The organism is Bacteroides sp. AF39-11AC (genome assembly GCF_003474285.1).
Lineage (GTDB): Bacteria > Bacteroidota > Bacteroidia > Bacteroidales > Bacteroidaceae > Bacteroides.
In genome coordinates, this window is the sequence record NZ_QROH01000003.1 from 1 (window position 1) to 23,100 (window position 23,100).

At 41.2% G+C, this 23,100-nt stretch carries 14 protein-coding genes; 1 reads left to right on the forward strand and 13 read right to left on the reverse strand.

Annotated features, from left to right (window positions below):
- Positions 1–372 (forward strand): OmpA family protein (locus DW036_RS05775; protein WP_147401435.1); only part of this gene is annotated, 372 nt, incomplete at its 5' end.
- A 268-nt stretch (positions 373–640) separates the two neighbouring features.
- Here DW036_RS05775 and DW036_RS05780 read toward each other — a convergent pair.
- The 13 genes from DW036_RS05780 to DW036_RS05840 form a co-directional block, all read right to left on the reverse strand.
- Positions 641–1,621 (reverse strand): PCMD domain-containing protein, encoded by a 981-nt coding sequence (locus DW036_RS05780; protein WP_118462083.1) that lies wholly within the window; start codon positions 1,619–1,621, stop codon positions 641–643.
- 16 nt (positions 1,622–1,637) lie between these two features.
- Complete coding sequence (locus tag DW036_RS05785) at positions 1,638–2,744, reverse strand: sulfotransferase (RefSeq protein ID WP_118462085.1); 1,107 nt, start codon at positions 2,742–2,744, stop codon at positions 1,638–1,640.
- Positions 2,745–2,790: 46 nt separating this feature from the next.
- Complete coding sequence (cysN, locus tag DW036_RS05790) at positions 2,791–4,254, reverse strand: sulfate adenylyltransferase subunit CysN (RefSeq protein ID WP_118462087.1); 1,464 nt, start codon at positions 4,252–4,254, stop codon at positions 2,791–2,793.
- Positions 4,255–4,372: 118 nt separating this feature from the next.
- On the reverse strand, positions 4,373–5,281 hold the full coding sequence (gene cysD / locus DW036_RS05795) for a sulfate adenylyltransferase subunit CysD (protein ID WP_007663801.1): 909 nt from the start codon (positions 5,279–5,281) through the stop codon (positions 4,373–4,375).
- A gap of 9 nt (positions 5,282–5,290) precedes the next feature.
- A complete protein-coding gene (gene cysC, locus DW036_RS05800; RefSeq protein WP_187374561.1) occupies positions 5,291–5,896 on the reverse strand; it encodes an adenylyl-sulfate kinase in 606 nt (201 codons plus the stop codon).
- 8 nt (positions 5,897–5,904) lie between these two features.
- The gene (locus tag DW036_RS05805) at positions 5,905–7,458 is read right to left on the reverse strand and encodes an SLC13 family permease (RefSeq protein ID WP_118462091.1); all 1,554 of its coding nucleotides are present in this window, start codon (positions 7,456–7,458) and stop codon (positions 5,905–5,907) included.
- 17 nt (positions 7,459–7,475) lie between these two features.
- Complete coding sequence (cysQ, locus tag DW036_RS05810; RefSeq protein WP_118462093.1) at positions 7,476–8,297, reverse strand: 3'(2'),5'-bisphosphate nucleotidase CysQ; 822 nt, start codon at positions 8,295–8,297, stop codon at positions 7,476–7,478.
- Between the two features lie 471 nt (positions 8,298–8,768).
- Positions 8,769–12,101, reverse strand: coding sequence for a glycoside hydrolase family 2 TIM barrel-domain containing protein (locus DW036_RS05815; RefSeq protein WP_187374571.1), 3,333 nt, complete (start codon positions 12,099–12,101; stop codon positions 8,769–8,771).
- Between the two features lie 104 nt (positions 12,102–12,205).
- Entirely contained in the window at positions 12,206–13,435 is a 1,230-nt protein-coding gene (locus DW036_RS05820; protein WP_022392502.1) for a glycoside hydrolase family 88 protein, read from the reverse strand.
- Positions 13,436–13,568: 133 nt separating this feature from the next.
- The gene (locus DW036_RS05825) at positions 13,569–15,242 is read right to left on the reverse strand and encodes a RagB/SusD family nutrient uptake outer membrane protein (protein WP_369905973.1); all 1,674 of its coding nucleotides are present in this window, start codon (positions 15,240–15,242) and stop codon (positions 13,569–13,571) included.
- Positions 15,243–15,255: 13 nt separating this feature from the next.
- On the reverse strand, positions 15,256–18,033 hold the full coding sequence (locus DW036_RS05830; RefSeq protein WP_118421294.1) for a SusC/RagA family TonB-linked outer membrane protein: 2,778 nt from the start codon (positions 18,031–18,033) through the stop codon (positions 15,256–15,258).
- Between the two features lie 30 nt (positions 18,034–18,063).
- Positions 18,064–19,926: a RagB/SusD family nutrient uptake outer membrane protein gene (locus DW036_RS05835; protein WP_022392505.1), complete on the reverse strand. Its 1,863-nt coding sequence runs from the start codon at positions 19,924–19,926 to the stop codon at positions 18,064–18,066.
- 12 nt (positions 19,927–19,938) lie between these two features.
- Complete coding sequence (locus tag DW036_RS05840; protein ID WP_118462096.1) at positions 19,939–23,088, reverse strand: TonB-dependent receptor; 3,150 nt, start codon at positions 23,086–23,088, stop codon at positions 19,939–19,941.
- Positions 23,089–23,100: the final 12 nt, after the last annotated feature.

Below are 23,100 nucleotides of genomic sequence, written 5' to 3' on the forward strand. Positions count from 1 at the left end.
AAGAATGCTTTGGCTAACGTTAAACCTGTAACTAAGGAAGTTGTGAAGGAAGTCGAAGTTGCTGGTCCGCGTGCTGTCTTCTTCAAGATCGGTAGTGCTCGTATCGACGATTACGGTTTGGTTAACATCGAGTTGGCTGCTAAGATCCTGAAGGCTAACCCGGATAAGAAGTACAAGGTTGCAGGTTATGCTGACAAGGCTACAGGTAGCGCTTCTTGGAACCAGAAGTTGTCTGAAAAACGTGCTCAGGCTGTTTATGACGCATTGATTAAAGAAGGCGTTAACAAAGATCAACTCGAACTCGTAGGATTCGGTGGTACAGCTAACATGTTCGGTAAGAACTATCTGAACCGTGTAGTGATTCTGGAATAAGATATAGGGTACCAAATTTTATTTGGGAAGAGTTGTGTCAGATTTGGCACAACTCTTTTTTTGTCTTATCAATACTTATGAAATACCAGAATCATCTTTCTAATAGTCTCCGGAAACATTGATATGGAAAGCTTTTCCATAAATACATCCTCCTAATACCTTATTGCCAAGTAAATAGTTATCAGACTAAACCTACATTATATCCCCTTTAAACAAAAAAAGTTGTGCCCTTCCGAACACAACTCCATTATTTTATCTCAAATAAAGATTAATATACCAGCTTTACATTATCAATCCAAAGTGAATTACCAGGAGAACCAATATAAGCACCTCCATGACTGGAAGTAAATTGCAGTAATAGATGAGTAGGAACATCTTCTTCCGTTCCCCATGCCACTTCTTTAACGGGAACACTCTCTCCCTTACTATTGATAGCATAACGCTCTTCTACTTGCAAACGCATCATATGAGGTTTATAGGCAGGATCACCTGTTATATCTCCGTACATGATTGAATAAGTAACATTGTTACGCCAGTCATCAGTTGTATTATAATAACGTACCACCATTGTACCTATACGCTTCGCAAAAATATTTCCATCCTTGTCTTCCCAACGTTTCTGCAGGAATAAATTCACTTCCGGAAAATCTTTACCGTCTACATCCGTAATACGGCTGAAACCTGTAGCACGGATACGCTTCTCTCTATCAGACATCTTAACTTTATAGTCAAACTGAAGCGCGATCGGTTTCTTTGTGAAAGGAATACCGGAATTCAACATCTTCTGCGGATTCTTTGTTCCCTTAATCGGCTCATGTACTTCACCCAAAAACATAGAACCTGCAGCCAGCACCGTAATATCTACGATTCCTAATACCTTTACACTCTCCATACGGGTATCCATACGTGCGCAGTAACCTTTATCACGTTTTTCGGGAAACACAGAGGTATTTGTCTTAGTAATACCGGCCACACGTGCCATCACATTTGAAGTTGCCCACGGTGATCCACCCATATTCTTATAAGCCTTATTCTCACGAATAGTTGTAGTCGGCCCGATAGCATACACATTCTTCAATGCACCACCGATAATACCCGACTCTTTAATCTGGCGGTCTACCCACTGGTCCATATTGCCAAATGGAATCATCTCCACAGTATGCTGTTGTTGTTGCTGCTGTGCAGATGCCATCCCGCAATATAAAAAAGCGGATAGCATACCATACATACGAATTTTCTTCTGCATCATCTCATTAGCCTTTCAATTAAAGTTCATAGTTCCACTGATCCAGTGCAAAATTCCAGTTATCCTGTACCAATTGCACAGTACGATCATCATATTTATATTTATTCTTCTTATATCCTTTCTTTCCACCTACATACTTCTCGATGTCAGCACGTGCCTCTGCAAATCCGGGAATAGACAAATCATGATAAATCTTTTCAGTCATTCCCATAGCATCAGCCTCAAAATCTTCGAATTTAACTTCAATCAGATTCCCGGCAGGGATGCACGATTTATCCGCCTCATATTTATGGTATAACTTAGCATAAATAGAAAGGATATTATTTTCCAGTTCCTCGTTACTGATGTCTTGCAACTTTAACGGCTGAATCGTATTCGTGAAGAAACTACGGGTACTCTCAAATACCGTATAAGGATTACGCATCAGATAAACAAACTTCGCATTGGGGAACATCTTAACAAGTTCCTTCACACGCCCTGTATGCGGCGGATTCTTACTCAAGAACTGCGTTCCATGTGTATTCCACAATGATATCTTAATCAACTTGACAAATACCTCTTCAAACACTTTCAGTTCTTTCTCCGTGATATCATTAAACAACAGATATTTATCTGCATATTCCTGCTGATATTTAGGAAGGAACCAGAAATTATAATAAGTATAAGGCATCATATTAGCCAGTGCAAACTCTTCCTCCTGCGGCAGGTCTACAGCAAGTTCCATATTATCCGTAGGACGCTTATCGGGCATCAGCCAACTCATATTCTTCTTAAAGAAAGGCTGCCCCCACATCATCAAATGCGGAAATACAGTCTGATAAGTAGTATTATAACCAAAATGTTTATCGCATGAAAAGACATTATGCACAAAGGTCGTTCCACTACGCCAATGACCAAGGATGAATACCGGATCATGTTCCAAAGGTTGAGATGCCAGTCGCTTCTCATAACGTCCATTCTGTAAAGGAGCCAGAGTAGAAAGCAATCGGCAGACAGCTTTAGTCAAGCGGTACTTGCCTTTGTATGCTGCATCTATCTCACGTCCTTTCGTAATAGCATTAAATGTCTTCCAATCGGCTCCTACCAATGTATTTATAGGAAGTTTATTAAATTCGAGTAAACCCATATCATTTACAATTTAACAATTTACAATTTACGATACAAATGGTAAACTATTTAATGATTTTCACTTCAATGCCCTGACGCTCCAAGTCTTTCACCGCTTTCTCTATGATTTCATAGTGTTCGGGAGCAATGCCAAGCTTCGGTAAATTCAGGACAGGAAGATCTTCCGAAATATGCATGTCTTTATCCTCTACCCTATCGATAATCATACCAACAGCACTGGTATTATTAGTTATCGGATCAATCAGAATGAAGGCTCCTGTTGCCTTATTCTTTTGATAAGGGTCAAAGAATAATTCTTTTGCCGTAGTCAGCACAACACGCGCTATCTGATTCAACTGCATGGGCAAGCTATCAGTAGTTAATTGTCCATTCTCAACCGATAGTTGTTCCATCGTATTGACATCTACCTTATACTTGATATTACTGATACGTGAACGGCTCAGATTAGTGGTTTGTTTAATAAAAAATGATTTATTAAGATCCATCGGTTCTTCATCCATCCACACCAGCATAGCCTCGAAATTACGATCGACAACCGGCAAGTTATCAGGATGTACCAGCATTTCTCCTCTTGATACGTCTATCTCATCTTCCAGCGTCAAAGTCACAGACTGAGGTGGAAAAGCATAATCCAGTTCACCATCATAAGTAACAATGCTCTTAATGCGTGATTTCTTACCGGAAGGCAATGCAACTACTTCATCACCTTTACGCACAATTCCTGAAGCTACTTTACCGCAGAAGCCACGAAAATCGAGGTTAGGCCGCAACACATATTGTACCGGGAAGCGGAAGTCTGACAAATTATGATCATTATCAATATGGACTGTCTCAAGGAAATCGAGCAAGGATATACCGGTATACCACGGAGTACGCTCAGACTTAACGACTACATTATCACCATCCAGGGCTGATAGCGGAATACAAGTTACATCCGGAATGTTCAACGGAGCAATAAATTCCTTATATTCCTTAACTATTTCATTGAAGCGGTCCTCTGAAAAATCTACCAGGTCCATCTTGTTAACAGCAAGCACCACATGCTTGATACCTAACAAAGAAACCAGGAAAGAGTGACGACGTGTTTGTGTAATCACCCCTGTACGGGCATCTACCAAAATAATAGCCAGATTAGCCGTGGAACCACCCGTAATCATATTACGTGTATATTGTTCATGTCCCGGAGTATCGGCAATGATAAACTTACGATTGTTGGTAGAGAAATAACGATAAGCCACATCAATCGTAATACCCTGTTCGCGTTCTGCTTTCAGGCCATCCAGCAACAGCGCATAATCAATATGATCGCCGGCATTTCCCATTCGTTTGCTATCGCGTTCCAATGCATCCAACTGGTCCTCGTACAATTTCTTACTATCAAATAACAAACGTCCGATCAGCGTTGATTTTCCATCATCTACCGAACCGGCAGTCAGAAAACGGAGCAAGTCTTTCTGTTCATCTTTATCCAGAAACTCCTTGATATTTAGTTTAGAGTTATTCTCCATCACTTTCTATTTTTTAATTGTCACCTTTATCTTCGTAAACCTAAGCAATAAAGTTCTAAAGGTCAGGTTTAAGATTCCAATTCTCAGGTTTTAATTTTTAATTCTTAATTTTTAATTCCTAAAAGTATCCCTCGCGCTTTTTCTGCTCCATGCTGGCCTCCTGATCGAAGTCGATTACACGGGTAGTACGTTCGCTTTTGGTAGTGGTCATCATCTCTTCTACAATCGTTTCAATTGTATCGGCATTGCTTTCCACTGCACCTGTCAGCGGCCAACAGCCTAACGTACGGAAACGGACCATTTTCATTTCTATCTGATCCCGATACTTTTCAGGCAAACGATCATCGTCCGCCATAATCAGATTACCATCAATCGTAACACAAGGACGTTCCTTTGCATAATACAACGGAACAATAGGAATATTTTCCAAACGGATATATTGCCAGATGTCCAGCTCAGTCCAATTGCTCAAAGGGAACACACGAATACTTTCTCCCTTATGTACCCGGGCGTTATAAATATCCCACAATTCAGGACGTTGATTCTTGGGGTCCCACTGGTGGAACTTATCACGGAAAGAGAAAATACGCTCCTTTGCACGTGACTTCTCTTCATCACGGCGTGCACCGCCAAAAGCTGCATCAAACTTATACTTGTCCAAAGCACTCAGCAGAGCTTTTGTCTTCATCAGGTCCGTATGTACTTTACTGCCATGCGTAAATGGTCCCACTCCTGCATGGAAAGCTTCCATATTGCTCTCTACAATCAGATTCCACCCATACTTCTTAGCATATTCGTCACGGAACTGAATCATTTCTTTAAATTTCCATTTTGAATCGATATGCATCAACGGAAAAGGGACTTTGCCAGGATAAAAAGCCTTTTCAGCAAGGCGAACCATCACCGAAGAGTCTTTTCCGATACTATAAAGCATCACTGGGTTTTCAAATTCCGCAGCCACTTCACGGATAATATGAATAGACTCTGCTTCGAGCTCTTTCAGATGGCTTAATTTATATTCTTCCATTTTATATAATCACTTTTTAATCTGTATTTTTGATAAAATAAGGTCAAGCAACTTGTTGACTGACTCTTCCAGACTGAGCACTGAAGTGTCTAAAGTCAAAGCCGGATGGGCAGGAGCCTCAAACGGAGCAGAAATACCGGTAAAATTCTGAATCTCTCCCCGGCGTGCCTTAGCATACAAACCTTTCACGTCCCTGCGCTCACACTCGGCCAGAGGAGTACTAACGTAGACTTCAAGAAAATCTTCCTGACCAATGATATTGGCAGCCATTTCGCGGATATCATTGTTAGGACTTATAAATGCAGCAATAGTAATAATGCCTGTATCAATAAAAAGTTTAGAGACTTCCGCTATACGACGGATATTTTCCACACGGTCGGCTTCGGTAAAGCCTAAATTATTGTTAATGCCGCTACGGATATTATCCCCGTCCAAAATACGGCACAGCAATCCGCGTTTGTGCAATTCACGTTCCAAAGCAATAGCTATTGTACTCTTACCGGAACCGCTCAATCCGGTAAACCATATCATCATACTATGTTGTCCAAGGAGCTCTTCTTTATCTTGCCTCGACAACATTCGATCAAAAATCGGATATATATTATTATCTGTCATAATCTAAATTAAAAGGGCCAAATTAATGGAATAAGGAATATGGATATCAGGAATGCTATAATATTCAACGGCAAACCAATGCGCACGAAATCGGTAAACTTATAGTTTCCTATACCTTGTACTATCAGGTTTGTCTGGTATCCAATTGGTGTGGAAAAACTGGCAGATGCAGCCATGCAAATCACCACAAAGAAAGGCATAGGGCTAACGCCCATCTGCGAAGAAATGGAAAGTGCCAATGGGAAAGCCAATGCTGCCGCTGCATTATTCGTTATCAATTCAGTAAATAAGTTCGTAATGATAAACACGGCAGCCAATAAAACCTGCGGTCCGTAATGTTCAGTCAAACCAATGATATAACCTGCCACTATATCCGCCACACCAGAATTCACCATCGCTTTACTAATGGCAAAGGCACAGGCAATGGTTATCAGAATATCCCATGAAATGTATTTGGTATATTTACGCGCCGGGAAAATTTTTGTCCATGCCATAATAATAGTAGTCACAGAGACAAAGAAGAACATATCCAGCTTAATATCCGGGAATGCTTCTTTCACAACCGGTAACTCTCCTACTGTAGCTCCGGCAATCATTAATATCAGTAAAACAAGAGCAAACCAACGCTTTCCTTTTCCGGGAACCGGCTCATTGTCTTTACCATTAGCCAACAGAACGAACACTGAGGATTCTCCCCAAGTCTGAACGAAAGAATCATCTGCCATCACCACCAGCGTATCGCCATCGCGCAGAACTTCATTATCCAGATTCTCCGTAATACTTTGTCCGCTCCGCTTGATTTCCTTAACAGCAGCACCATAGTGACGTTCAAAATTAAACTCACCCAGTTTCTTGTTGATACCCGGAAAACGGGGACCAAGCACTGCTTCAACCCGATGCAAACTACTATCCTCCTCCTGGTCGTCATCCAGTTTTACCGCATCCGTACGAACATCAGGCAAAAGTTTGGAAGAAAATAGAAATAAATAAATAATACCCGCAATAGCAATGAAAATACCGACTTTGCCCAACTCAAACATGGTGAAGCCTTCATAACCGGCTTCTAATATCATACCATGTACTACCAGATTGGTAGAAGTTCCAATTAAGGTACAGATACCGCCCAAAATCGTCACATACGAAAGGGGGATCAAAAACTTGGTAGCAGGTAGTTTTACCGATTCTGCCCAACGCTTGATAATCGGGGCAAATATTACCACAACAGGAGTATTGTTAAGAAAAGCAGAGATAAAAGAGATAGTGGGAAGCATACGCAACTGAGCCTTAAATACAGTTGTTTTCCCCATAGGAAGCAACTTCTTGATTACTTGTCCCAATGCTCCCGACTGACGAATACCTTCGCTAACCAAAAACAACATGGCTACGGTAATCATTCCTTTATTACTGAACCCCTCCAACATTTCTTTTGGGCTCAGAATACCTGCACATAAGAACAAGACTACAACGGAAAACAATACCATTCCTGGACGCATTTTGTCCAACACTAATGCAACAACCATGCCCAAAAGTGACAAAAGCACGAATATTATTTCAAATGTCATAGATTCATTGTATCTTGTTAATACTTCATTCGCTTAGGCTCAACCACAAACCATGGGTTCAGCAAGTCTTCTTTATTATAGCAAAGCGGTTCTTCTTTCCCCGCCTGATAAACTTCCATTCCAGCTGCACGTGCAATGGCATGTCCGGCAGCAGTATCCCACTCCATAGTAGGTGCAAAACGAGGATATACATCCGCTTTTCCTTCTGCTACAAGGCAAATTTTTATAGAACTGCCACTTGAAATTAATTCTACTTCAGCATGCTGACGTTTCATCTCTTCAATGTAGGATTCTGTTTCAGGCGTCAGATGTGAACGGGAAGCAACAATTACAAATTTATCTCTTGCAGACTCAGCAGGCAAACGGGTAGCAGATGCCATTAATTCCTCCAATGAAACATCTCCGCGTGAAGTAATGCCGGATAACTTATACGCACCGATATGTTCTTCCGCAAAATAGAGTTCCTGTTTCACCGGAAGATAAATCACCCCCATTACCGGCACTGAATGACTCACCCATGCTATATTTACAGTAAACTCACCATTCCGCTTTATGAACTCTTTTGTTCCGTCCAACGGATCTACAATCCATAAAGAATCCCATCCACAACGCTCAGTATAGGGCAAATGCTTTCCTTCTTCACTCAAAACAGGAAAAGGGGTAGCATTCAAATATCCGGTAATGGTTTCATGAGCTTTACGGTCGGCAATGGTCAAAGGAGAGTTATCCGCTTTTTTTTCAATTTCAAAATCTGATGCCGGGTCATTATAGATAGAGAGAATGTCCGCACCGGCGTGCAGAGCTGCATCTATCGCGTTTAATATATATCGTTGTTCCATATATGGTATCTATACTTATATAGTGTGCAAAATTAAAAACTTTTTCATCCTCAAAAGTTTCCACCCTCAGTTTTATAACTTCTTTTAAACTACATAATATATTTATAAGCACTTTTCACAATCGATAAAACAAAAAAGGTACTTCAACTTAATATTGAAGTACCTTATCCCAAAAACGGTTTCTTTTCCGGCTATTTTTCCAGAAAACAACTAAACTTTTACCTATGCCTATTTTACATATATTACAAAGCCACTATTGTCTTCATTTTTCAACATCAAATAAGTATTTCGCAAACCATTGATTATCAGACGCATTATAATAGCAGTAATTCAGTATACGACTGAATAGGGTTCAGTATACGACTGAAATAGGTTCAGTATACGATTGAAACAGGTTAAATATACGACTGAACTCACAAGCATTGCCTTTTGTTAATATTTACTACTTACAGATATAAATCACCTATCTACTCAATAATCATAGCGAAGTGATTTATCAACATCTGCTTTTGCCTTTATCGGCACAAACGTGAATCCCCATTCATAATTTTGATTGGCAGGTATTGTATAGCCCGGTTGCACTTTTGCTCCCCAACTATCATAACCAGCCACTCCTTGCTGTTTCATGTCAACACACACCTCTACAAAATCCCGGGGAATAATATCATTCACATGAGTCATCTTCCGCATCGCATTTTTAGCCTCATCCAGATCATGGTTTTCGATTTCTTCCGGAGAACGGTTCCGCCATTGATATGGACGGGACGAATCTTCCGCATCAAAGTCTTCAATTGTATTTCTCAATGCATTAAAACCAATAGTGTTCTCTGCCTGTACCAACAAACCACGTCCGCTCTTATCTGACAGGACAACCCAACGCGTATCTGTACGATGTCCGTTTTCTTGCGGACGAACATAATCCACATACATTGAGTCGGCAATAGTCTTATAGCGCCCTACCATGCTTCCGGCATTACGGTCTATATAGTTTTCTTCCGGACCACGACCGAAATACTCTACTATATTCATATCCTGCGGTATATGAAAACGTATCCCGATACGAGGTACTTCAAGATTATCTTTCTTTTCTTTCTTTTTACCGGGAGTATAAGTAGCAAGATGAGTATCCTCCGGCACATCAGTCTTCACAGCCTCCTGGTCAGTAGCAGTAAACTTCACGGCCACATTCACCACTCCATCCGGATATATTTTATAATCGACACAATACTGATTTCCGGCAGGTAAATCATATACCACATTCAGTAGTGCATTCTTTCCCTCCATTCTCACAGCAGCATTGCTCACTTTAAAGTTATGGCTTGAAGCTTTCCAGATTTGCAGACGCTTCGGGTTACTGTTCCCGTAATCATTATCATTGGGCGCACGCCAGAAATTAGGTTGCACACCTGTCTCTTTATCAAAATATTCAAACCCATTCACTTTATAGGAAGTAACCATACCGGAAGTACGGTCAAACGCAAAATACACTTTAGGAGAAGAAACGACTAAAGTACTCCCCTCTTCTTTACAACCCAGGTCCGGTCCTGCTGCTTTATATGCAATCTTATTTGCTTCTACCGGCAACCTAAACTGTTCATAAGCAATTTCGTATCCTACCGGTATCAATGACTCAGGCTGAGTAGTGACTACACTAAAATGCACATAGTATTCAACCCCTGCTTTTCCGCTCACATTCTTCACCGGAATTGAGAATTCTTTTTCCGCCTGAGGTGCTACATCCAAAGTCAAACTTCCTTTTTTAACAGGGATGCCATTGGCACGCAGCTCATAACGAATGGTATATTTTTTCAAATTAGTGAAATAGAAACGGTTTATAGCCCGATACTTACCGGCAGCTACATCAACAGCATCAAATGCTACATTTTGATGTACATACTTCACTTCTGCCATAGCAGGATGCGGCTTACGGTCGGGCCCCACCAGTCCATTACAGCAGAAATTACCATCGCTTGGCATATTTACTCCATAGTCTCCTCCGTATGTCCAGTATTTACGACCGTTCTCATCGGTTTCCAATATTCCCTGATCCACCCAGTCCCAGATATATCCACCCTGAAGATTTGGGTATTTATAGATTTCTTTCCATTGATCCCACAGATTACCATTTGAATTACCCATAGCATGAGAGTATTCCGATGGAACCACAGGACGGTCAGAACCGGTTTCTCCAATATATCGCAACCATTCTGCACTGGGGTATTGCGGTACGTACATATCCGAATTCCATTCCCACTGTGCACGCTCATAGTTTACGGGGCGGTCCATTAGTTCTTTATCCTGATCCTTCAGCCAAAGATAAGTCTGATAGAAGTTGTAGCCATTACCGGCTTCATTACCCAAAGACCAGAATGTTACAGAAGGATAATTCTTATTACGTTCATACATGTTCATTGTACGATACATGTGTGGCTTCAACCATTCCCGATTATTACCCAGTGTTCCGCCTTTACGCAAGTCATAATACATTCCGTGCGATTCTATATTGGCTTCATCGTAAACGTACAATCCATATTCATCACATAATTCATAGAAGTGGCGGTCTTGCGGATAATGGCAAAGACGAACCGTATTCAAATTATGCTGTTTCATCAACTCAAAGTCCTTACGCATCAGTTCTTCCGTTACATAATGTCCGGTGTGTTCATTATGTTCATGGATATTGACACCTTTCAGTTTCAAAGGCTGTCCGTTAATCATTAACACCACATACGGTTTCCCATTCTTAGCTATCTGGTCAATCTGTTTGATCTCGATACGGCGAAAACCCACATTGAAAGGAACGATTTCCGTCACTTTATCTTCTTCTTTCAATGAGATCAGCAATTTATAGAGATTAGGGCTCTCGGACGTCCAGGTCTTTACCCCAGATAAATTTGCACCAAATGTCACAGTCTGAATATCTTCGCCTTTCACGATACAACTCTCCGTAGCATTAGCAACCACTTTTCCGGAAGCTTTATCTATCAACTCATACAACACTTGCAAGTCTTTATCTGTAGCGGCGTTGTTACGAATATCGACAGCCAATTTGAAAATACCGTTCGTGTAACTATCATCCAATGTAGAAACTACCCGGAAATCTTTCACAGCAGTTTTAGGTTGAGAGTAAAGAAATACATCACGTTCTATACCACTCAGACGCCAGAAATCCTGACACTCCAGATATGACCCCGTACTCCAGCGAAAGATTTTCAGAACCAATGTATTTTTACCGTTCTTTATATATTTGTTTATCAAGAACTCTGCAGGATTCTTGGAATCTTCATTATATCCAACTTCCTGTCCATTCAGATAGACATAAACACCGGACTTAGCACCCGCAATATGCAAATAAATATCACGTGACATCCAATCTTGCGGTACAGTAATTTCCCGCCGGTAAATACCTACCGGTATATCTTCCGGCAATTGCGGAGGCTGTGGATTCAACGCCTTGAATTCATACCCGTGATTGGTATAGATAGGTACACCATATCCTTGCACTTCCCAGTTGCCAGGAACCTGTATATCATTCCACCCTTTCATATCTGCTACTTCCTGCGCAGCATCTACCGGCAAATTACGATGTGAATCCGAATAATAGAACTTCCATGTCCCATTCAGTAACTTATAGAAGTTACTATTCTCATATTTCCCACTCAATGCACTCTGACGGCTATCATAGGTCATAAAAGCCGTACGGGGAGGTTCTCTATTTACAGAGACAGTTTGTATGTCCTGCCAATAAGGAAGAGTGTGACTGCCATTATCAACCGTGTTTGCCGTTATAGGGATATTCAACATGCACATCCCTAACAAAATCATTACACCTTTATTCATACCATTAGATTGTGTTATACAAATTACTTACAAATTTAGCCTTTTTCTTTCGCACAAAAGAACATTTTTCATTTTTTCTGCATATTCTTGTATCTCATCAAGGCTTCTAAATAGTAATAATCTGCATAGATAAGAGGAACATCTATTTCTTCACCATGAGGAATACTTCCAACGCTATGCATCAGTATAAAATTGCAATTCGTGCCAGGTTCGGCCAGATAGGCAGGAGATGAAAGAGACTTTAAGATATGTGCCGCAGCAGCACTATACTTCTTACCGTCCGTTACATAACCTGATAATTCTAAAAAAGCGGAAGCAGCAATAGCAGCAGCCGAAGCATCACGTGGTACTACCTTAAAGATTTCCGGATCATAATTCCAATCAGGCACATAGCCTTCTTGTCCTGCATTAAAATCCCAATAAGGGATGCCATCTTCCGGCAAATTCGGATGATTCAGCCAGAAATCGGCTGTATGAACTGCCATGTCGAGAAAATCTTGCCGGTGAGTTTCACGATAAGCCATTGTATAACCATAGATAGCCCATGCCTGTCCACGAGCCCAAGCCGAGTTGTCTGAAAAGCCCTGGCAAGTGGCTTGATTTAAAACTTCACCGGTTTCGGCATCATAATTCACAACGTGATAATTGCTATAATCTTCACGGAACTGGTTCTTAGCTGTCGTCTCAGCATGACGATTAGCCACTTTTGCGTAAACAGAATCTCCTGTCACTTTCGTAGCAAAGTACAGCAATTCCAGATTCATCATATTGTCGATAATGACCGGATAAAACCATTCATCCTTGCCATTCCAGGATTTCCGATAATTCCATGATTTAATACAACCTGTTTTCTCATTGAAACGAGTACACAACGAACGGGCAGATTCGACTAATACATCTTTATAAGCCTCATTTCCGGTTAAACGATATGCATTCCCGAAACTGCAATACATCAAGAAACCAATATCATGATGATTGGTCATTTTCTTCAGGGGTTCAAGCGACTCCGTCCACTTTATTGCAGCTTTTTTCCAATCTTCTTTGTTGGTATATTCATATACATACCACAGACAACCGGGATAAAAACCTTCCGTCCAGTCATTTTTACGAGTTACCTTCAGTTTCCCGTCTTTACCTATCGTACGAGGATATTCGGTAGCTTCAGGCACAGCCTTCAACTGATTATACAGTTGTTGTTCCGCCCTGGTAAAACCTTGTTCTACGATGCTCGTATCTTCTCCTCCACTACATGCTATCAACACTAATACCGATATGCACAAAACGTAAAATACTTTCATTCTATATATTTTATATATTCAATTAATGATTTCATATTAATCAATCTATAAAATCCAATCAAATAAGAATTTATATAAGAAAGGCCAATACCTGTATTACAGAACCAGCATGACCTTTCTGATATGAACTTTATTATTCCCAGCCAGGATTCTGTTTCAGATTACTATTTTTAAAGAGCTCCGTATTTGATATCGGATAGAAATACAATTTATCACTTATCTTTCTAGACTCCAACGTAAACTTCTTATAACTTACCTCATCATTGCTCTTTGTTATTTTCACTCCATAAACATCTTTGGATTCAGCCAATTCTTTCCAACGACGGAGATCCCAAAAACGATGTCCTTCAAAGGCGAGTTCTACTCTACGCTCATGTTTCACGCGTTTCAGGAACTCATCAGAAGATAGAATATCTGATAATGCCGGCATATTCACACCCGTTCTGCCACGAACCGCATTCACTGCTGCCAAGGCAGTCATACCACATTTATCCGTAGTATAGTTAATATCACCATAAGCGTTCACCATGGCCTCTGCATAGTTCAACAGCACTTCAGCATAGCGAAATAATACCCAGTTGTGATGAGTTGCAGCAGAGGAAGAACCAGCTTCAAAACTGATACTGTTATTTACATACTTACGCAGATAATAACCGGTGGAAGTAGCATTCGTTAGAGGCAAACCATTGGCACCGCCTTCATAAATTTCCACCGCATTCTTAGCCGGCCATGTCATGCCATTATGCACAATCGTCAAATAGAAACGGGGATCTCTGCCTGTATAAGGATTCTGACTCATTGCTTCATTATTCCAGTCAAACTCCTCACCTGTTGCCATTTCAAATGCACTTGCCAGATTTTCCGTCGGGCAGGTAGTTGTTTTACCACCTGTTACACCCATAGGAAAGTTGGCTGCTTCAAAACTGGTACTTGTTCCTGTAGGACGTACCAAGATCACTTCATTACTTGCCGTATTAGTAGCACCAAACAGATTTGAGAAACTGGCATCCAGCTTATAACCTAATGCAGAACTCTGCCCAATAATTTCATAAGCAGCTTCTGCAGCAGTCACCCACTTACTTTTATTATTGCCGGAATTAAATAACGGACTGGCAGCATACAAAGCGGCACGTGCCTTTAATGCCAAAGCCGCACCTCGTGTTGCACGTCCATACTCGCTACCAGGCATTTTGGTATAATCTACAGGTAGAAGTGTAGACAGTTCCGTGCATTCCGAAATAATAAAATTGAAGATCTGTTCTGCCGAAGCAGGTTCTGCCGCATTGGCTTCAGCCTGAGTGACAACCTTAGTTATCAGAGGTACATTTTGATAACGTCTGACCAATTCAAAGTAGAAATAGGCACGCAGAAAGCGAACTTCATATTCAAAGTTAGGATAAGTGATCATCCAGTTATCATAATCGTTGGTATTTTCCCATGTTTCAAATTTCAACCCCGTCAGGTTTTCCAAATAGAAGTTGGCGTCATGGATACCATTATAATAATTGGCAAATTGATCATCAACCGTATAATTAGGCGACCAAGTACCATTCACAAAACGCTTTATATTAGATGATTCATAAATATGAACCGCATCATCCGTGGCAGCATCCAGCATGGCACCATCGATATTACAAAAGTTCGAAGGCAGATAGCCATAAACATCTGTTACAAATTGCTTAACGCGATTATAGCTTCCCTGAATTTCTTTCAAAGAGTAGTAATCCGATTCATTGCAATCCATAAAATCACAGGATGCCAACAAACTGACAGAGATAAATATCGCAAATAATTTCTTTAGTTTCATAACATTCATTTTTTTAGAAAGATAGATTAAATCCGAATGCATATTGAGTCATAGTAGGATGCTCTGTACCGATGGATTCCGGGTCACGAAGATCAATTCCATCCAGACAGAATAAGTCATGTCCACGAGCAAAAACTTTCACGCCAGCCAGGAAACCAGTCTTCTTCAACAACTTCGTCGGGAAGTTATAGTACAGCTCCAAGGTTCTCAACTTCAAAAAAGAAGCATCGGACACCCACATAGAGTTAGTATTGTAATTATTATCCGATCCGGAATAAGTCAGGCGAGGCAAAGTTCCGTTAGGATTCGATTCGCTCCAACGGTTTTCCCAATAATAAGTAGAGATTGTATTGTTGTTGACAATCGGGCGGTAAACACTTGCCGTATTCAATACTTTACTATAATTACCTACACCCTGAAACAATGCATAAACTCCAAAACCTTTGTACTCCAATCCTAAATCAAATGAATAATAGATTTCAGGACAAGTTGCATTATAGCCTAAAGGTACCTGGTCATAGGCATCGATTTTATTGTCACCGTTTTGATCCTTAAACATCAGATCGCCCGGACGTACATCACCTAACAATTGCTCCACACCGCGATTGTCTATTTCATCCTGAGATTTATAGATCCCTATCACTTCATAACCGAAAATTTGGTTCATAGAACTTCCTGTGCGTTTGAGATAATCATACGGGCGATACTCTTCATTCTGATTTTTAATTTTATTGCGGGTAAAGGTGAACTGTCCACCCAGATGATATTTAAAGTTACCGATATTATCATCCCACGCCAAAGAAGCTTCAATACCTTTATTGTCGACAACACCATTATTGATCTGGGGCACAGACATACCGAATATCTGGGAAACAGAACCACCACTACTCACCAGAATATCTGTACGGTGATCGTAGAATGCATCCAAAGTCATCGTCAACTTATTCCAAGCTCTAAAGTCAATACCGACATTCAGTTTATGGGATTTCTCATAAGTCAGCCCATCAATTCCCAACTGAGTAAATTTCATGCCGGATGAGGAAGAAGGCACATTAGTGGCATTCTGGAAATAGTAAGAATTTCCACTGCCATAAATATTCTGGAACAGATTTACACCATAATCAGCACGACCGGAAATACCATAAGAAGCCCTGACCTTCAAAAGGTTCAGCCAATCTCTCTTCATGAAATTCTCCTCAGACAAAATCCAACCTGCACCTATCGCAGGGAAAATTCCCCAACGATCATCCGGATCAAGTATACTGGAAGCAGAACCTGATAATGAGAAATCAACCAGATAACGGTTATTATAAGTATAGTGTGCACTACCCACTATATCCATAAATGCACGTCCGGAGTTCTGACTTTTTGTTTTTGCCTTATCCATGGAGTACAGCAAAGTTGCATTTAAACTATGTTTATTCCATTGTTTGATATAATTGGTATAAAACTCCAGATTAAAATGAGTGGCAACCGAACCTACACTCTTCGAGAAACCCAAAGTTCCTTCATTACGTAGGGTTGTATAGATATTCTCACCGGTTGCAAAATCAACAGATGCAGACTCATAACCAAATTCTTTAGTATTATTGTCCCAATATGAAGCGGTATTATCTATACCTACCTTAAAACCTGCCGACCAACCGGGAAGTATAGCAGACAAATCCTGCTTCATGTTCACATCCGCATACATGGCACGCGTTTGAGAACGCGCATACCCTCTACCGGAAATAAGGGCGACCGGATTATTGGAATAATTAGTTGTACCACCCCATATTCCCCTGTCTGTCTTTACAGGGAATGCACCTGAAGGTACCTGGAATAAGGCATTGAAGATATTACCCGTGCTCTCGCCCGGACGATTATGTTCCGTGAAATTACCCAATAAATTTAACTGTACAGTAGTCGTTGGACTTACCGTGATATCCAGATTTGTACGGACGTTCAGTCTTGAATATTTCAACTGTGTAGAATAACCATCGTTATCTGATGTCGGTTTCAATAGCCCTCTATTATCCAGGAAGTTCAGCATCGTATAGTAACGTACAAACTGACTTCCTCCTTGTGCTGTGAAATTCACATTATCACCGTAACTCATGTCTCTCAAAGATTCATCCAACCAATCCACATTCGGATAAACACCCGGATAAGTCTGATTCTTGAATGCATCCAGTTCTGTATTCGAATAGCGGGGAGCCAAGCCATCATTCTCCATCGCCTCATTCAATGCCATGGCATATGTATACCCGTCAGCAAATTTAGGCAAGCGCTTAGGAGAAGCCATATTAAATTCATAAGAGAAAGTGATCTTAGGTGCACCTACCGATCCTCGTTTTGTTTTCACAAGAATAACACCGTTTGCACCCCTTATGCCATACAAACTGGTAGCCACAGCATCCTTTAAAACGCTGACTGATTCTATTTCTTCAGAACTCAATTCGTCAATCGAACGTTCAAAACCATCCACCAGCACCAACGGACTATTGGAATTCAAAGAACTATTTCCACGTATATACAGCGTTGCGCCATTCTCCCAAACCGTACCGGCATTTTGCAAAACCTGCAATCCGGGAAGCGTACCAAATAACTGGTTAGATGGTTTTATGCTGTTCTTATGTGAGAGATTCGTTGTAACAGAAACTGCACCGGTCATCTCTCTTGCATCCATGGTAATAGTACGTCCCATTTCTACCACCTCATTATTCTGACGGACTGTCAGTGTGTCTTCCTGAGCCATTACGCCAAGTGAACACAGTACGCCAGCCAAAAATATATTGATCTTTTTATTCATAATATTTTTCATTTCTAAGTTCCAGAAACATTATTCCCAACCCGGATTCTGTATCAATCCGTATCCCTTATTCACCTCGTCCTGCGGGAAGGCACTAAAGTACCAGATAGAAGAGAATCCACCGGCATTCCACCAGGCACGGTTTCTATCTGTTTCAGCCAGAGAGAAAGGTTCGCAAATATACGTACCATCCCCTTTATTCTTATATACATTCAGCCCATGTAAAGGTGTCTTGAACTTATCTTCCATTTTCCAACGGATGAGGTCGAAGAAACGTACTTCTTCGTAACCAAACTCACAAGCACGCTCACGAAGAACTGCTTCACGGAATTGCTCTTGCGTCATTCCTGTTTTCAAGCCACCCAAGCCTACACGTGCACGTACTTCATTTACGCATTGATATGCCTGGCTGTTAGGACCGCCATTATATTCATTCAAAGCTTCTGCATAACTCAGATAAAGTTCTGCAATACGCAGATGTGGCCACTGGATAACATGTCCGCTAAGTTCATTACCACGATCCAATCCCCATTTACGGCAAGCCAATCCGGTTTTCAGACTTAAACTATGCATGGCTCCTTGTCCCCAGTCTTTCCCTTTCGGATAATTGGTTTTATCACTGGGATACTCCTGAGTCAATTCAACAGTTCTTCCCTGATAAATATCGCCATCCAATATAAAAGTTTCGTTTAAACGAGGGTCGCGGTTCACGAATGGGTTTGCAGTATGTTCAGGATTGTTCCAGTCAAAATCTGAGCCATCAGCCATCGGGAACATATCGAAGTATTCTTTAGTGGGACAATAGCCTCCCCAACGGATGGCATTCCACAACACCAGCTGTCCGGCACTTAAACTTGCCGAATAGATATTCCGATGTACAGAAATCAGTGTTTCGGTAGTCCCACGGTCAAAGTAAGCTTTGCGGAAAGCATAACGATATTCACCAGGTGAAACATCATTTTTTTGTACCAAACGATAAAAGCCATTCTGGCCGAGGGCATTAAAGAAAGCCTCACAAGCATCTACAGCCTTTTTCCACCGTTCGCGGTCGTAATTACCAAACCAGGTCATGTGCTGTTCCGAAGCCTCCCCGGCAGCATAAGGCTGATCGCTGTTTAGCAACGGGCTTGCCACAAACAATAAGACTCTCGCTTTCAATCCGTAAGCGCCAGCTTTGGTCAAACGACCGTCCCACTGTGCCATATCTTCATCCGAAATTCTCCATGGAAAGTCCTGACAAGCTATGACATCATTCAGAAGTCCTATGATAAAATCAACCGTTTCCTGCAGGGTTGCACGTTTAGGCATTTCGTCATCGGCTGCAATTACCTTATCTACAATGGGGAGTCCACCATAATGGCGCAACATGTGTGCATAATAGATAGCAACAAGCATTTTGGCTTCTGCTTTCAGACGCTCTTTCTCAGTTTGGGTCATATCAGGCACACGGTCTACATTATTATAAAGTATCCATGCATGGCGAATTGCCGACCACATGTGAGTCTCGCTTTCATTAAAACGAATCTTAGTAGTCATGTAAGTTGCTCTGGGGGCATTCTCGACAGAGGAATTATAACTACCAGAATAATAAACACGCTGAACACCGGAGTATCCTACATTATCGCAATTCAAGTCGGTGAGTCCTTCAATAGTTCCCAACCACATGGTAGTATAATAGCCACTGGTTTCCAAGCCATAAGGCAAATATTGATAGCTATACGACAATACGCGACGAGCATACTCTGCCGTAGAAAATACGGTGTCAATCGTAACATCCGTACTGGGCGGCTTCTGCAGGAATTTATCCCCGAAAGCCAAATCCTCACACGCCATTGTCACAAATAGACCTAAGGCCAATAATATAACGTGAAAATGCTTTCTTATATTTTTCATAATAACTGTTTATTAAAATCCTATTTTTAAACCAAAATTCACGACTTTAATCAACGGATAGGCGCGTCCATCCGGATTAGATTCAGGGTCACAGAAGTCCAGATCACTAAATGTCAACAGATTATATCCGGAGAGAGACAGACGCAAAGAACTGATACGGAATTTCTGTAACATAGCTTTGGGGAAAGAATAACCTACCTCAATGTTCTTCAGACGAATATAGGAAGCATCACGCAACCATAAATCCGAGTCTTTATAGTTATTGGTTTTACTACCACTCAAAGAAATGGCAGGCGCTTTTGCACTATTCCCTTTTTCAGCTGTCCAGGCATCATCAATCATATATTGAAGAAGTGAATTTGTGCCCGTTTCTCCAAATGGAGTACGATAGATACGACTTACAAGACGGGAAGTCTGGAATGCACCTGCCCACGTCATACTCAGGTCAAAGCCTTTCCAGGAAAAGCCCAACTGGATATTACCATTTAGAAGTGGATAGGTAGGATAACCAATAGCCGATATATCATTTGCATCAATCTTACCGTCCTTGTTCAGGTCTTTATACTTCACATCTCCGGCTATGGGTGAGAAACCGGAACCATGATCGGGAATGCCATTCTCTTTTCCTTTCAAAGATTCATAATTAGCAGCATCCTCTTCCGTAAAGAAGCCGTCATTTACATAGCCGAATTGTTGCCCAACCGGGCGTCCGGTTTCACACATCCATTCATAAGGCTGGGGGATTTCATCTTTGAAAATAACTTTATTTTTAGCATAGGACCAACTGGTACCGATGTAATAACTAAAATCCCTGATTGCATCTTCCCAACGTGCAGTTACCTCAAAACCTTTATTATCCACTTTACCCATATTTACAATAGGTAGAGAAATTGCCAGATAACCAGGGTTTACCTGACGGGAAATCAAAATGTCTTTACGATGCTCGATGAAGTAATCGAAAGAAGTTTTCAGATGGCTATCAAAGAAGTGCAAATCAACCCCATAATTCTGTTTTGCAGCAGTCTCCCAAGTTACATCAGGATTTCCAACTTTTGACTCTTTGGCACCCGGAAGAAAGTTATTAGTAGTAGAACCGAAACTATAAATACCTGTAGTATTATTACTTCCCGCGGTATTGATGATATAACTATCGGGCAAATAAAGGAAACGTGATCCATCAGAAACGATATCATTACCCACAATACCATAAGATGCACGCAGTTTCAAGTAACTGACATAAGGTTTCAGTGGCTCCATAAACTTCTCTTCAGAGATAATCCAACCGACTGAACCGGCAGGGAATGTACCGAAACGCTTCCCTTCTGCAAAGTTCTCCGAACCATTATAACCAATACTAAGGTCTAATAAATAGCGAGTTTTGTAATCATAAGTGACGCGTCCCACAAAGCCTACGTAACTACGGGGAATACCTGTATTTTTACTGGGATAATATTTCATTGTTTGATTGTACATAGCCAGAGCAGAGACATGATGTAATCCAAAATCTCTTTGGAAATTCAAAGCCGCTTCAAGATACCAGTCACGGGACTGTCCGGCCTCCTGTGTCCAACCCATAGTCTGTGCTTCCTGTATCTTTCTTATCAAAGTCTCGCCACTTTCTGTAAGGTAGGCCTCATATTGGTCGGCTTTTCCCTCACGGCGTCGTTTATCAGTCACACCGCTATTATAAGCTCCTTTAATATGTGCTTTTAAGCCTTTTGTGAGAACTTCAAGTTTCTGTTCCAGAGAAAAGTCGAAGTTAATCACATTTCCGCCTGTAGTGGTGTACCCTTTACCGTAATATGTATTCAGGCCATCATTAATAACACCGAAATTGCCAAATACCGATTTATTGACGGAAATCCATTTACCATCCACAATTCCAGCTCCCGAAAAAGGTACGGCACTGTAAATGTTGTCATACAAATAAGAGATATCAGTATAAGTACCGTTGTTATAGTTAGGCTCCGTCTTGTCAGTAAGACGTCCTCCCAGATTGATCTTCATAGAGGTAGTCTTCGTCACATCTATATCCATATTGATACGATAGTTATAGCGGTTATAGCTAAAGCCACGATCATTTTCATGGAAAGTCTCAAAAAGTCCCTTTTGGGTAAATATACCTAAGGAAGCGAAATAACGTACCCGGTCGGAACCACCGGAAATTGTCATATTATGTTGTGTCTGCAGTGCGGAATTTTTAATCAGTAAATCCGTCCAGTCCGTATCGGCATAAAGAATCGGGTTACTATGTGTACGGAAACCTTCCAGCATTGCATCTGTAAACATCAGTTTGTCTTCAGCAACACCGTCACGCAGTTGGGCAGCATTATATGTCATTGCATAGTCGTAACTGTTAGCAAACTCCGGAATATTGGTAGGCATCTGAAGACCAGCACTGGTGGAGAAAGTTATTTTAGCTTTACCGGATTGTCCGCGCTTCGTTGTCACCAGGATAACGCCATTGGCACCACGCACACCAAACACGGCTGTAGCAGAAGCATCTTTCAATACTGTAATATCTTCCACTTCATTGGGGTCTAATTGGGTGAACGAACGTTCCACTCCATCGACCAGACATAATGGAGCGGACAAACCGGTAGACAAGGAACCTACACCACGCACATACAGCGTTGCATCATCAGCTCCCGGCTGACCGCTACTCTGTACACTGGATAATCCGGGAACCTTACCACTCAATGCATTGGCAATACTTCCTACCGGAGATTTCATAATTTCATCTGATTTCACTGAGGATAAAGCACCGGTAACGGTTACTTTCTTCGTAGTACCATAGGCAATAACCTGTACTTCCTCTAACAGCGTAGCACTTTCAGCCATTGAAATCTTCAGCTTGCTCTCACCTTTATAGACAATTTCCTTGTCTTCGTACCCCACAAAGGACACCACAATGGTAGCACCAATCGGAACACTTAAGGTAAACTTACCATCTAAATCCGTAATCTTACCATTCTGGGTACCTTTCACCCTGACAGTAGCACCAATAATCGGGCCTTGGTCATCAAAGACCTCTCCCGTTACTACTCTTTCCTTGTCTTGTTGTGTTACAGCCACAGCTTCGGAACGTTTTTCGTCTCCTAAGCTCTTGCCGGGACATATGGCCAAGAAAGCAAAAATAAAAATCCACAATTTGTTTTTCATAAAAAAGTGATT